General features: G+C 36.2%; 6 protein-coding genes. 5 read left to right on the top strand and 1 reads right to left on the bottom strand.

Translation table 11 applies throughout. The features are described from left to right. Positions 1–149: 149 nt before the first annotated feature. The 5 genes from C8C83_RS04115 (at position 150) to C8C83_RS04095 (ending at position 15,228) form a co-directional block, all read left to right on the top strand. Positions 150–1,820, top strand: coding sequence for a T9SS type A sorting domain-containing protein (locus C8C83_RS04115; protein ID WP_121326555.1), 1,671 nt, complete (start codon positions 150–152; stop codon positions 1,818–1,820). A 68-nt stretch (positions 1,821–1,888) separates the two neighbouring features. Further along, a complete protein-coding gene (locus C8C83_RS04110) occupies positions 1,889–10,690 on the top strand; it encodes a DUF5977 domain-containing protein (protein WP_121326554.1) in 8,802 nt (2,933 codons plus the stop codon). Positions 10,691–10,751: 61 nt separating this feature from the next. Beyond that, entirely contained in the window at positions 10,752–14,348 is a 3,597-nt protein-coding gene (locus C8C83_RS04105) for a DUF6443 domain-containing protein (protein ID WP_121326553.1), read from the top strand. 3 nt (positions 14,349–14,351) lie between these two features. Further along, the gene (locus tag C8C83_RS04100) at positions 14,352–14,687 is read left to right on the top strand and encodes a hypothetical protein (RefSeq protein WP_121326552.1); all 336 of its coding nucleotides are present in this window, start codon (positions 14,352–14,354) and stop codon (positions 14,685–14,687) included. Between the two features lie 223 nt (positions 14,688–14,910). Continuing rightward, positions 14,911–15,228 carry a hypothetical protein gene (locus tag C8C83_RS04095; protein WP_121326551.1) on the top strand — a complete coding sequence of 106 codons (318 nt, stop codon included), beginning with the start codon at positions 14,911–14,913 and terminating at the stop codon, positions 15,226–15,228. Between the two features lie 94 nt (positions 15,229–15,322). Here the strand turns inward: C8C83_RS04095 and C8C83_RS04090 are convergent, their stop codons facing one another. Next, positions 15,323–15,829 carry a GNAT family N-acetyltransferase gene (locus C8C83_RS04090; RefSeq protein WP_121326550.1) on the bottom strand — a complete coding sequence of 169 codons (507 nt, stop codon included), beginning with the start codon at positions 15,827–15,829 and terminating at the stop codon, positions 15,323–15,325. Positions 15,830–15,873: the final 44 nt, after the last annotated feature.

Here is a 15,873-nt window from a genome sequence, read left to right as displayed (position 1 = left end):
GATAACTTTTATCCGTCTTAAGGTGGCGTCGTTGCTCATTTTTTTTTAAAGACTTATAAAAAGAATTTCAAAATGAGGAAACCCGTAAGATTTTAATAGAGCCATCATTTAGATTTGCAGGCAAAAACAGTTTGAAATCTAAAATGCGTATGAAAAAACTTTACCTACTCCTTCCTCTTTTATTGCCATTAATTACTTATTCTCAGGATATTCTTTGGGAAAAATCGTACGGAGGACAACATGCTGATTATCTTTTTGACGCCCAGCCAACAGCCGACTATGGTTTTATTTTGGCAGGAAGTTCATTATCTAATAAAACAGGAAATAAATCAGACGATAATCATGGAGATCTTGATTATTGGGTGTGGAAAATGACTGAAAAAGGAGAACTTGACTGGCAGAAAAGTTTTGGAGGAAGTGGATTTGATTTACTTCAAAGCATTAAAAATACAAAAGATGGGGGATTTATTCTGGCAGGAACTTCAAGTTCAGGAACAGGTTTTCAAAAAGCAGAAGATTGTAAAGGACTTACTGATTTTTGGGTTATAAAACTAGATGCTTCAGGAGCTGAGCAATGGCAAAGAACAATTGGAGGGAATGGTTCAGATGAATTGTTATGTGCTTTTCAGACCAGAGATGGAGGTTATATTTTAGGAGGATCTTCAAGCTCCAGTCCGCTCTCTATTTCAGGTATTAAACCTGATGCAAAGTCCTTGACAACTACCAAAGCAGATTTGTACAGTAAATCAGAAAAAAGCAGAGGAAACATGGATTACTGGGTTGTAAAACTGGACAAACAAGGTGTTATTGAGTGGCAAAAAACATACGGAGGAGAATATGCAGACTTACTAAGAAGTATGGAGCAAACGACAGATAATGGTTTTATTCTGGCGGGATATTCCACTTCATCACGATCCGGTGATAAAACGGAAAGTAATAAAGGAGTTGGAGATGTTTGGGTTTTAAAAATAAATGATGTTGGAGAAATAGAATGGCAAAATTCTTATGGGGCAGAAGGCGATGACCAGCCTTATGTAATTCATCAGACCAGTGATGGCGGATATATTATTGGAGCCAACTCAAATAGTACAAACCCACTTACTTCATTGGGTGGAATTGTTGGAAACGGCACTGATTATTGGGTTTTGAAACTAGATGAAGAAGGAGGAGTTGTATGGAGTAAAACCTATGATTTTGGAAAAGTGGATATTTTGACCTCATTGGTAGAAAACAAAGATCATACGTATTTAATTGGCGGATATGCCCAAAGTGAAAGAAGAGTTCCAAGAGAGGGAATCGTTGGAAAATTAACCAATGTCGTTGCCAAAGAAAAAGACGGAATCAATGATTATATCGCCTTAAAGATTGATGAAAAAGGAGAGGAATTGTGGAATAAAACTGTTGGAAGTGCCGGCGAGGATATTCTTAGAAAATTGATAGAAACCCGCGATGGAGGATATTTAATGGCGGGAACGTCTAATTCAGGCGCTTCAAAAGATAAAAACTCCAATATTGGAGGTAGTGATTTTTGGGTTGTAAAGTTGAAAGACAAAACAAAAATCGAAAAAGTTAAATCAAGTATAGAAGCCATTCCTAACCCGGTATCGACATATACAAATGTTATTATAGGTTACGATTTTACTTCAGGAACAGCCAGTGTGGTTGATATGACAGGTAGAACGCTGCAAAATTTCAGTATCTCCAGCAGGACAGTACCGGTTGATTTAAGTGCTTATGCAGAGGGAATTTACATCATCAATATTAAAACAGATGTAAAAACAGAATCTGTAAAAGTGATCAAAAGAATAACAAGTAAATAAGATATAATAGAATTACAAAAATGTATATAGTAACTATAAAAAATCACGTTAAAATCTTTTGTTGTTTGATGATCATTTTGATCAGTTCAACAAAAGCAATAGCACAAAATGACTTCGTTCCTAAAATTGTTCCCCCTTCACCGGAGGCAGCTTCACTGGGAAAGTTTGTCGAAGTACCTGTTTCACATTATACAGGATTACCGAATATATCAGTACCACTTTACACAATTGAATCGGGAGAAATAAAACTGCCAATTCAGGTTTCTTATCATGCCCGAGGAATTCAGGTAAGTGAAATGGCACCTCAGGTTGGTACTGGTTGGGCTTTAAGTGCTGGTGGAGTTATTACGAGACAGCAAAGAGGACCAGCCGATGAAAGTACTTACGGATATCTATCGGAAAATTTTTACGATACATTTTACACATCAGAGGCAACAAGGGTTAGAGTTCAGGCTCAAAGTTTAACTGGTATAGATTCGGATAAGCTGATGGATATGGAGCCGGATGTGTATTTCTTTAATTTTTTAAATTTTTCAGGTAAGTTTATTTTTGATCAAAAAACAAAAAAGCCTGTAATTCAAAAATACAGTGATTTTAAAATTGAACCTAAATTTGAAAATGGTTATTATATTACGGGTTGGGTTATAACGGATAAAGATGGTATAAAATATTATTTTGGTACGTCTAAAGATGGTGCCAGGAAAGCGATAGACAGTCCAGAAGGTAGCTCTTCTTACCAGTTTCTGGCGCAGAAAGGTCTTCAAAAATCGACGGTCAATATCACGTATAATAATGCGTGGCAGTTAATGGATATTGTTACTCCTAGCAATAAAGAGATTAAGTTTGAATATTTAAAAGAGCGACCGGATTATTTTTCGAGAAGTTTTGATGATGGGCAGGGATTTTATCTTACGAGTCATTTTTCCAAAATTTTTATGAATCAATATCATATCAAGACTATTACGTTTGATAAAGGAAAAGTGGTGTTTACCAAATTTGCAACGCAAAGAGAAGATTTACGAAATAGTTATGCTTTACAAAAAGTAGAAGTTTTTGGCAGTGATGGTCTTCTAAAAGTCAAACATTCTTTTAATTATACTTATACTAACAGTGAAGACACTAATTCATTACTTCATTTAAGAAATAGTGAGCCGCAGGCTAAAAAAAGACTGTTTCTGGAATCAATAGTTAGTGAGGGATCTAAGACAACAAATAAAGGTAAGAAGTACTCTTTTGTATATGATTCTCAAATTTTACCCAACAGGTTTTCAACAGCACAAGATAACTGGGGATATTATAATGGGAAAGATAATGGGGAGTATTCTTCATTTTTCGAAGGCGATAATAGAGAGGTAGATACTATTAAATCTCAGGCAGGAATGCTTAAGAAGATTATTTATCCTACCGGAGGAAGCGCCACTTTTGAGTATGAACATAATATAGTAATTCCGCCACTCTTTTACCAAGAATTGCTTATGAATCCTACTACCCCCTCTGAGCATAAAGTAGCTAACATAATTAAAGACTCTCTTCGATATGATAGTACTAGAGGCGTATTTGTCTCGAAATCTTTTACAGTCACTTTGGGAAAAGAAAGTGATATTGTTAATGCACAATCATTTTCATCTTTTGCAGGTGATATTTCTACGTGTAGCTCTACAATGACTAATTATGGCTGTCCCTTTGAAGTATCAGTTTATAAATTGAACCCCAAAACCAGTATGGGAAGCTTATTTATTGGTAGAGGATCTATAAGGTTAGATTCAGGAGAGTATGTTATAGAGGTTAGGCCTAAAACTCCTGAGGGACGCGATCTTACTGATTATGAAAAGGGAGCTTTTTCTGTTTCGTTAAGTTGGGAACAGCCTTCGAGCAATCCAAAAGAAATATTATTTGCAGCAGGTAAAAGAATCAAACGTATTATTTGGGATGATAATTTGGGCGGTATAACTTCTAAAAGTTATAAATACTTAGATAGTTCAGGAAAATCTTCAGGGAAAACATTCTCAATACCCAATATGTATTATATCATGGGTATGTATAATAATTCTCCAATCATAAATCAGATTGGTGCAACAGCAGGAAGTCCTTTGACTAATTTTCAAGGAAATGCATTGGGCTATTCTGTAGTTACAGAAATTAATGGAGAAGCAGGGAATAACATAGGTAAAACCGAATATAATTTTACAATGCCTGAAGATTCAGGTGATTTTTATAAGTTTCCTTATCATTCTCCTACAGATAATGAATGGCTAAGGGGAATGCCTTTAAGTATTAAATATTATTCGAATAATGCGGGGAGTTACTCATTGGTTAAGGAGGTTAAAAACAAATATATTTATGGAGATGTAATGACAGATGTAAGGTATATGGCAGAAATGCTGGATAGCGAAGATTACTTATTACATCGAAGAAAATATATTTTTCCTCTGGCTATATTTACTGCTTCTACAAGTTCTGGTGGCTCCGTAAATTATGATAGTCCTAATTCATATAATAAATATTACACGATGGGAGGGACTGTTGATTTGTTTAGTACCGAAGAGACAGAGTTTCTTAAAAATGCTAAAGAATATAAAAAGTCCACAAAATATTTTTATAACTATAATTCCAATTATGAGTTAAAGAGTTCACAAACTCAAACTTCCAGTCAGGAAACGTTAGAAACAAAATACTTCTACGCGCCTGATCCTGAAATGGCAGGAGAACCCTTTAGGAGTGACCTGATTGCGAAAAATATGATAGGTATACCCCTTGATACTCAGACTTTTAATATTCAGGGCACTGAAAATGTTAAATTATCTGAGCAAAAAACGGTTTATGATAATAGTGCTGCCACAAGTAACTTATTATTACCTAAATATATTTATTCAAATAAAGGAACAGATGATATTAGCATTACTAAAGATGAAAAAATTGCTTTTGATAAATATGATGATCGAGGAAATGTTTTACAATATACACCTAAAGGTGGAGTGCCAGTATCAATTATTTGGGGATATAACAAAACACAGCCTATTGCCAAAATTGAAAATATTACGTATGACAAGATTGTAAATAGTGTTGACGATCTTCAAAAAAAATCTAATGCAGATATAGACAATGGCATAGCAACAATTTCTACAGAACAGGTATTAAGAGAGAGTTTAAAAAAATTAAGGAAAGATTTTCCTGATTATATGATTACTACCTATACTTATGATCCATCAATGGGAGTAACAAGTATTACAGATCCCAAAGAGAAGACTATATATTATGAGTATGATTCTTTTGGCAGATTGAAATTTGTTAAGAATAATGAATTTAATGTACTTGAAAAATACTGTTACAATTATAAAGGAGAACAAACAGATTGTTCTGATGATAGTGATTCAGCTGGGGTCCTTTATAGAAGTGCAGCTTTAAACGGATCTTTTACCAGAAACGATTGTGGTGAAGGAGTTGTTGGATCTACCGTGAGTTTTTCTTTGCCGGCAGAAGCAATTATCTCGTTAGTTTCTCAAGCTGATGCCGATGCTCAGGCTCAAATGCAATTTAATAGTGAGGGACAAGCTTACGCTAATACAAATGGTACCTGTACGTTTACAAGTATCGCTAAAAGTGGTTCATTTACAAAGAATAATTGTAGTGGAGGCGCAGTTGGTTCGGCAGTTGTTTATAACGTTCCTGCGGGAAGATATACGTCAACAATTTCACAAGATGCTGCAGATGCATTAGCTCAAACAGAAGTGAATTCTAAGGGGCAAGCCAATGCAAACACTAATGGTATTTGTACATTTAGCAATATTGCAAAGACTGGTTCATATACCAAGAATAATTGTGTTGCAGGCGGAGTTGGTTCGACGGTTGTTTATACTGTTTCTGCTGGTAGTTACACATCAACAACCTCACAAGCTGCTGCAGATGCATTAGCCCAAACAGATGTTACTACTAACGGACAGACCTATGCCAATACAAATGGTACTTGTACCTTTAGCAGTATTGCCAGAAGCGGATCGTTTACAAAGAATAATTGTGCTTCAGGGGGAGTTGGTTCAAGTGTAGCCTTTAATCAGGCTGTTGGTGCTCAAACATCAATAATTTCTCAGGCAGATGCAGATGCTAAAGGACTTACTTTGTTCAATACAAACGGACAAGCGAATGCCAATACAAATGGAACTTGTACTTTTAGTAGTGTTGTAAAAAGTGGTTCATTCACCAAGAATAATTGTGTTGTAGGCGGAGTTGGTTCAGCAGTTGTTTATACAGTTCCTGCTGGTACTTATACTTCTACAACTTCACAAGCTGCAGCAGATGCATTAGCCCAAACAGATGTTAACAATAACGGACAGGCTAATGCTAATACAAACGGGATTTGTACATTTTTTAATGTAGCAAAAAGCGGCAGTTTTACCAGAAACAATTGTACCGGAGGTATGGTTGGGTCAGTAGAAATTTATACAGTTGCTGCTGGAAGTTATGCTTCAACAACTTCACAAGCTGCTGCAGATGCATTAGCCCAAACTGCAGTAAATAATAATGGACAAAGTTATGCTAACAGTAATGGTAGATGTTTGTTTAAAAGTGTTGCTAAAAGTAAAACCCTTACTAAAAACGATTGTACAGGAGGAAGCACAGGTTCAGTAGAAACTTATGCACTTGCAGCTGGAGCATATTCTTCAGAAATATCTCAGGCCGATGCCGATAAAAAAGCACAGGATGTTATAGATGCACTTGCGCAATCATATGTTAATGATATCGGAACTTGTTTATTTTACAGCGTAGTGAAAAGTGGTTCATTTACTAAAAATAATTGTGCTGCAGGCGGAGTCGGTTCAGTAGTTGTTTATACAGTTCCTGCAAAACAATACAGCTCAGCAGTATCTCAGGCTGCTGCAGATGCATTGGCTCAGACAGACGTTAATAATAATGGTCAGGCTTATGCCAATACTAACGGAACATGTACTTTTAGCAGTATTGTAAAAAGCGGTTCATTTACCAAGAATAATTGCGCTGCCGGTGGAGCTGGTTCAGCGGTTATTTATACAGTTCCTGCGGGAAGATATACTTCAACAACATCGCAAGCTGCTGCAGATGCATTAGCCCAAACAGATGTTAACAATAACGGACAAGCGAATGCTAATACAAATGGAACCTGTACTTTTAGCAGTATTGCCAGAAGTGGTTCGTTCACTAAAAATAATTGTGCTTCAGGCGGAGTTGGTTCAAGTGTCGCTTTTAGTCAGGCTGTTGGTGCTCAAACATCAATAATTTCTCAGGCAGATGCAGACGCTAAAGGACTTACCTTATTTAACACCAACGGACAAGCTAATGCTAATACAAACGGAACTTGTACTTTTACAAGTGTTGTTAAAAGTGGTTCGTTTACCAAGAATAATTGCGCTGCAGGCGGAGCTGGTTCAGTAGTAGTATATACAGTTCCTGCGGGTAGTTACACGTCAACAACTTCACAAGCTGCTGCAGATGCATTAGCTCAGACAGATGTTACTAATAACGGACAAGCCAATGCTAACACTAATGGAACTTGTACTTTTAGCAGTATTGCCAGAAGTGGCAATTTTACCAAGAATAATTGTGCTTCAGGTGGAGTTCCTTCAAGTGTAGCCTTTAGCCAGGCTGTTGGTGCACAAACGTCTTTAATTTCTCAGGCAGATGCAGATTCAAAAGGACTTACTTTGTTTAATACAAACGGGCAAGCAAATGCGAATACCAATGGTACTTGTACTTTTAGCAGTATTGCCAGAAGTGGCAATTTTACTAAAAACAATTGTGCTTCAGGCGGAGTGGGTTCAAGTGTAGCCTTTAGTCAGGTTGTTGGTGCTCAAACATCAATAATTTCTCAGGCAGATGCAGATGCTAAAGGACTTACTTTGTTCAATACAAACGGACAAGCCAATGCCAATACAAATGGAACTTGTACTTTTAGTAGTGTTGTCAAAAGTGGCTCATTTACCAAGAATAATTGCGCTGCAGGCGGAGTTGGTTCAGCAGTTGTTTATACAGTTCCTGCTGGTACTTATACTTCAACAACCTCACAAGCTGCTGCAGATGCATTAGCTCAAACAGATGTTAATAATAACGGGCAGGCCAATGCAAACACTAATGGGATTTGTACTTTTAGTAATATTGCTAAAAGTGGCAATTTTACCAGAAACAATTGTATAATATCAGGTACGGTTGGATCTGTTGAAACCTATACAGTTGCTGCGGGTAGTTATACTTCTACAGTTTCGCAAGCTGCTGCAGATGCATTAGCCCAAACTGCAGTAAATAATAATGGACAAAACTATGCCAACAGTAATGGAAAATGTTTGTTTAAAAGTATTGCAAAAAGTAAAACCCTTACTAAAAATGATTGTACAGGAGGAAGCACAGGTTCAGTAGAAACTTATGCACTTGCAGCTGGAGCATATTCTTCAGAAATATCTCAGGCCGATGCCGATAAAAAAGCACAGGATGTTATAGACGCACTTGCGCAATCATATGTTAATGATATCGGAACTTGTTTGTTTTACAGCATAGTGAAAAGTGGTTCATTTACTAAAAATAATTGTGCTGCAGGCGGAGTCGGTTCAGTAGTTGTTTATACAGTTCCTGCAAAACAATACAGTTCAGCAGTATCTCAGGCTGCTGCAGATGCATTGGCTCAGACAGATGTTAATAATAATGGACAAGCTTATGCGAACACAAATGGTACTTGTACTTTTACAAGTATTGTAAAAAGCGGTTCATTTACCAAGAATAATTGCGCTGCCGGTGGAGTTGGTTCAGCGGTTATTTATACAGTTCCTGCGGGAAGATATACTTCAACAACATCACAAGCTGCTGCAGATGCATTGGCCCAAACAGATGTTAACAATAACGGACAAGCGAATGCTAATACAAATGGAACCTGTACTTTTAGCAGTATTGCCAGAAGTGGTAATTTTACCAAAAACAATTGTGCTGCAGGTGGAGTTGGTTCTAGTGTAGCCTTTAGTCAGGCTGTTGGTGCTCAAACATCAATAATTTCTCAGGCAGATGCAGACGCTAAAGGACTTACCTTATTTAACACCAACGGACAAGCTAATGCGAATACAAACGGAACTTGTACTTTTACAAGTGTTGTTAAAAGTGGTTCGTTTACCAAGAATAATTGCGCTGCAGGCGGAGCTGGTTCAGTAGTAGTATATACAGTTCCTGCGGGTAGTTACACATCAACAACATCACAAGCTGCTGCAGATGCATTAGCCCAAACAGATGTTACTAATAATGGACAAGCGAATGCTAATACCAATGGTACTTGTACATTTAGCAGTATTGTCAGAAGTGGCAATTTTACCAGAAACAATTGTGCTGCAGGTGGCGTTGCTTCTACTGTAGCCTTTAGCCAGGCTGTTGGTGCACAAACGTCTCTAATTTCTCAGGCAGATGCAGATTCAAAAGGACTTACTTTGTTTAATACAAACGGACAAGCCAATGCTAATACCAATGGAACTTGTACTTTTAGCAGTATTGCCAGAAGTGGCAATTTTACCAAGAATAATTGTGCTTCAGGCGGAGTTGGTTCAAGTGTAGCCTTTAGTCAGGTTGTTGGTGCTCAAACGTCAATAATTTCTCAGGCAGATGCAGATGCTAAAGGACTTACTCTGTTCAATACAAATGGACAAGCCAATGCCAATACAAATGGTACTTGTACTTTTAATAGTGTTGTTAAAAGTGGCTCATTCACCAAGAATAATTGTGCTGCAGGCGGAGTTGGTTCGGCAGTTGTTTATACAGTTCCTGCGGGCACTTATACTTCAACAACATCACAAGCTGCTGCAGATGCATTAGCCCAAACAGATGTTAACAATAACGGACAGGCCAATGCAAACACTAATGGGATATGTACTTTTAGTAGTATTGCCAAAAGCGGTACGTTTACCAGAAATAATTGTACCGGAAGTACAGTTGGGTCAGTAGAAACCTATACAGTTGCGGCGGGAAGTTATACTTCTACAGTTTCGCAAGCTGCAGCAGATGCATTAGCGCAAACTGCAGTAAATAATAATGGACAAAGTTATGCTAATAGCGTTGGTAGATGTCTATTTAAAAGTATTGCTAAAAGTAAAACACTTACTAAAAATGATTGTACAGGAGGAAGCACAGGTTCAGTAGAAACTTTCTCTCTTCCGGCTGGAGCATATTCTTCAGAAATATCTCAGGCAGATGCCGATAAAAAAGCACAGGATGTTATTGATGCAACTGCTCAATCTTATGTTAATGATATTGGAACTTGTTTATTTTACAGCGTAGCAAAAAGTGGTTCTTTTACTAAAAATAATTGTTCAGGAGGAACAGCATCAACTGTAGTCTATACAGTTCCTGCCAGACAATACAACTCAGCAGTATCTCAGGCTGCGGCAGATGCATTAGCGCAAACAGATGTTAATAATAATGGACAGGCTTATGCTAATGCGAATGGGACATGTACATTTTATAATGTTCTGAAAAGTGCCACTTATACTAGAAATAATTGCGGTGCAACGGCTGTTTCTTCAGGTTCTGTTGTTTATACAGTTGCAGCGGGTAAATACAGTTCTGTTGTATCACAAGCTGCGGCAGACAATCTGGCTCAGGATGAACTAAATGCCAATGGTCAGAATACGGCCAATACTCAGGGAATTTGCACATTTAAAAATGTACTTATGAGCAAAGTCTTTACAAAAGCCGGTTGCCCTGTTGGTTATGATGGTACAATGGTATCTTATTCTGTTGCTGCGGGACTTTTTACATCCACCATTTCACAAGCAGATGCAGATGCTAAAGCACTTGCAGAGTTAAATAGTAAAGGACAAGCTAATGCTAATGCAAAAGGTTCTTGTTTGCTAAGACCAGATGAAAATTAAAAATGACTTTTAATTTTATAAAACAGCAATAAGACATAACCTTTTAAAAGATAAAAAACGTATGAAAAAATATATAGCAATAATAATCTTGTTATTACTTGCAATTCCGGGTATAAATGCTCAGACTTTCAGTGATGATAATTTTGTTTACAAAATAGCACCTAAAAAGAAAGTTCAGGCGAGTGATTTTAGTACACTGACCAAAGATTCGATTGTTCAAAATATAACTTATTTTGATGGATTAGGCCGCCCTGTGCAGTCTATGGCAATAGGTCAGGGAGTTGGAGGTACAGATATTGTTACTCCAATTCAATATGATGGTTTTGGGAGGCAAGTAAAAGAATACTTGCCTTATCCAGTAGCCAATAGCGGGACAAATTATCCCAGAATTGACACCGAGATATCAATAGAAAGTTTAAAAGGAGTCTACAGCTCAAAATTTGACGATGCTTCAAATCCATTCTCAGAAAAACAGCTTGAGAGTTCACCATTAAGCAGAGTATTAAAACAAGCTGCTCCGGGCGATGCGTGGGCTATGAATAGCGGTCACGAGATTAAATTTGATTATCAAACTAATACCGGTACAACTGAGGTAAAGTTATACAAAGCCACAGCTAATTGGGATGCAGGATTAGGATTATACGATATTCGTTTTGTAGATGCGGGCAATTACGGCATTAATGAATTGTATAAAACAGTTACGTATGATGAGAACACTACTCCGGGAACTAAAGTAGGAATTGAAGAATTTAAAAACAAACAAGGACAAGTAGTGCTAAAGCGTAATTATAATGGTACGGATCAACTTGATACTTATTATGTATATGATATTTACGGAAATCTGACTTATGTAATTCCTCCAAAAGCTGATGCAGTTATAGATCGCGAAGTTCTGGATGGTTTATGTTACCAATATAAGTATGATTATAGAAACCGCTTGGTTGAGAAAAAATTACCAGGGAAAGATTGGGAGTTTATTGTTTATGATAATTTAAACAGACCAGTAGCAACAGGACCAGCAGCTTCGCCCTTTAAAGACGATGCTACAATAGGCTGGATTATTACGAAATACGATGTTCTTGGACGACCTATTTATACCGGTTGGAGTAGTGATGCTTCAAATTCTACAATGAGAAAAACATTGCAGGATGCGCAAAATTTAGCTACTACTTTGTTCGAAACAAAGACAGCACTAAATATTGATAGTATTCCTACGGGTTATAATAATAGTATAGCGCCAACGAATTTTAAACTCTTAACGGTTAATTATTACGATGATTATTCGTTTCCTGCAGCTCAGGCAGTACCTACAACGATTATGGGGCAAAAAGTGCTAACCAATGTAAAAGGGCTGCCAACCGGAAGCTGGACCAGAGTTATAACAACTCTTACTTCTGACGCAGGAGAAACGGCTACAGTTTTTTATGATAAAACAGGAAAAGTTATAAGTACTTATCTTAAAAATTATTTGGGAGGTATAAATCATAGTGATAGTAAACTTGACTTTTTAGGAAAACCCCTAAGTACTGTAACAGAGCATCAGCGTTTAAGTAGCGGAGCTACAATCCTTATCAATGAAAAATTTACTTATTCGGCTCAGGATCGTTTATTGACCCATACTCACCAAATAGGGAATGGAGGTACAGAAGAACTTATGGCTTCTAATGAATATGATGAGTTAGGACAGTTGAAGAGCAAAAGTGTAGGTAATAGCGCTTTAAGCCCTCTTCAGAAAGTTGATTTTGCTTATAATATTAGAGGCTGGCTTACCGATATTAATGATACAAAGGACTTAAATCAAGATTTATTTGCTTTTAGAATTAATTACAATAAAGTTGAAGGAAATACGAGTTACACAAAAGAACTTTATAATGGAAATATTGCAGAGACTTTTTGGAGTTCAGGTCTTGATGCCTCCGGAATTAAGCATGGTTATGGTTATCAATACGATCAATTGAATCGATTAAAAGACGCTTGGTATCAAGATCCAAAATCAGCTGATAATAAGAATTATTTTGGAGAGAATAACATAGAGTATGATAAGAACGGAAATATTACAAAGTTACTACGTGAGCGTAAATTAGGTACAGCTAATCCTTATGTTGATCCTATGGATAATCTGGATTATTTCTATAAAGCAAACACGAACCGACTTATGAAAGTTACGGATAAGTCTAATGCACCGGAAGGTTTTAAAGATGACAGTAATGGTTCTAATGACACGGTAGACGACTACGATTATGACCTAAACGGAAATTTGATAAAAGACGACAATAAAGGCATAACTAAAATTGAGTATAATCATCTAAATTTACCTAAGAAAATTGCATTTGGAATAACAAATAACATTGAATATATTTACAATGCAACAGGACAAAAAGTACAAAAAATTGTAACAGAAACAGGAAAACCTACACTAACAACAGATTATTTGGGTGGCTTTCAGTACAAAAACAATGATTTAGAGTTTTTTCCAACTGCAGAAGGGTATGTTAAAAGTACAAGTGGTAATCTTTCCTATGTGTTTCAGTATAAAGATCACTTAGGAAATGTGCGAGTGAGTTATACTAAAAATAGTAGTAATGTTCCTGAAGTTATTGACGAAAATAATTATTATCCTTTTGGTCTGACTCATGTTAGTAACAGTATTTTGCCAGGTACTAATAATAAGTATAAGTTTAATGGTAAGGAACTGCAAGATGAAACTATTGGAGGTAATCAATTGAATCTATACGATTATGGAGCGCGTAATTATGACCCTGCACTTGGTCGTTGGATGAATATAGATCCCTTAGCAGAAATTTCAAGAAGGAATTCCCCATATGTTTATGCTCTTAATAATCCTGTTTACTTTATTGACCCCGATGGAATGGCAAATGCATCAAATAGAGGTAGTGGCAATGGTACTGATGAGTTCGATAAAGGAGGAAAAAAAGAGCCGATGGAATTATATCCTGGACAAAACAATACAAATAATGGGAAATATAGAGATGATGATCCTAATCTGGACCATAAAGTAAGCGAGTTTTTAGATGACTTTAATTTACAGCCTAATTATATCGCGGGAGAAGGTGGGAAAAATGGAGAAGGTGGAAAAGGTGCGAAAGGTGGGAAAGGTGGGAAAGGTGGAAAACGCGGCCAAAAAACAAGTAAAAAGAATGTAAAATCAAGTTACAGTCTATCAGATTTATGGAATAGCGCAATCGCACGAGTATTGGTTCCTGATCAAATTTCTTTACATCTTACACAAGGAGTATCAGGTGCCGTTGGCTTCAGTCAAGATCATGCTTGGACATGGATAACAAGAGGAAATGATGCCAGTTTGACACCCTATAGGACTGTAACCCTTGCTCTAACTGCTGGAGCAGATTTTTCTGCAAATTTTGCTTCAGTTGGTATAGGTTCAGGACGATACTTAACAGCTGACATGAGAAATTTAGAACCTGGAACGGCGTCAGGAGGATTATTAGGATGGGGTGGGAATTTATCAGGAGATCTAGGTTTAGGAGTTGGAGGCTCGGTAAATGGTTCGATAGGTTTTAGTGAGGAGCCACTCGTTAGTAGACCAACTTGGGTGACTACTGGATTTTCAGGTGGATTTACATCCGGAGCTGGTGTAAGGGGGGGAATAAGTTATACTATACCAATTAATAGATAGATTATGAAAAGTAAAATTCTTTTTGTTGTGATTTTTTTCACAATTATTTTTTTAGGTGTGATTACAAATTTTTATTTTAAATCAAAGCAGGAAATGTCTAAAAGTTATAATTTTATTATAACAAAAATTGATATAACGCCTACAAAATCACTTGTTTTGTATGATAATAATAAAAAAATTAGGCTTTGGAATTATGACATTCGAGATTATCAGGATGTTAAAGTAGGTGATGTTGTTTGTAAACATGAAAATTCTAATTTCTTGTTTATTCTAAGAAGAAATAATTTGACAGGAAAATATGAAGAACATTTAAAAATATCACCGTCAGGTATATTTTAGGCGGTCGCCCTCCCGCTCTTCAAAGAGTTCCTTATAAAAAACTGCGCAAATGTCTCTGACTTTGCGCAATTTTTTATGTTGTTGTAAATAATTTATACTAAACTTTAGATATGGTTAGAGACTTTATAATGTTTTCTTTTTTTTAGATTAGATTTGTTTGAAGAAGTGGAGCAACAAAGCCAGAGACATTTGCGCAGCGTGACAAAAAAATCACAACAAGAAAATGAAAAAAATAATACTACTTTTTGTTATAGTTCTTTCTTCTTGCAAATCAAAAGATTGTGCTAGAATGAATTATAAATTAATTGATGAATTTGAAAAGAAATTAGCTGTAGTTAAAAAGGCTCAAAAAAAAGAAGTAAAAGTCGTAGAATATAGGAACGCCTTGACGTATTTATCAATTACTAGTGGTATTATGACTTTAGCAGAATATAGTGATACAATTGGTTTTAAAAGTGCCGCGGATTATAATCACGATATGAAACTTTGGCGAGAATGGTTAGAAAAAAATCGTTGTATGACTGTCAGTACGAAAGAGTAATGTCTAGCATTTTCTGAAAAGTTTCCCTCGCTCTCTAAAAGTCTCAATTGTAAATATTTTTTACTCTAAATCATTTAACCAATTATGTTTTATATTAAACTAATGATCTTTCTATCTTAAAATAAGCTATTTCTTCTTCATTTCTTATTAAGTTATTCAATCGTTCAAATCCGGCTTTTTGCAGCACGTTTTGTGATCCGGTGTTATCGAGATCTGTTATAGCTACAACTTCTTTCGTATCTGTGTTTGCAAAAGCATATTGAGTTATAGCCTTGCATACTTCTGTTGCGATACCTTTTCCCCAATATTCTCTACTAAGTACGTAACCTATTTCTATTTGGGTTTTATTGTGTATAAAAATACGGGCAACACAAATTCCTATAAAATTATTATTTGTCGTATCGAATATCGCCCATCGACTTAGGTTTTTCTTTTCATAATTTTCAAGCAATTCATTAAACATTTCCAAATATCTTTCTGGTGAAGCATAAGGAAGGTATTGTGTAACTTGATTATCTTCAAAAAGATCTAAAAATGTTTGTTGTTCCTGAGGTAGAAATTCGCGAATAATTATTCTTGAGCTTTGATAAAGAATAGACATTGATTATAGTAATATTAAGGTAAATAATTTAGAAGTTTTTGCTA

The organism is Flavobacterium sp. 90, assembly GCF_004339525.1.
Classification (GTDB): Bacteria; Bacteroidota; Bacteroidia; order Flavobacteriales; family Flavobacteriaceae; genus Flavobacterium.
The sequence above is the reverse complement of the archived record's forward strand: the minus strand, read 5'-3'. Positions and strand labels throughout refer to the sequence as shown.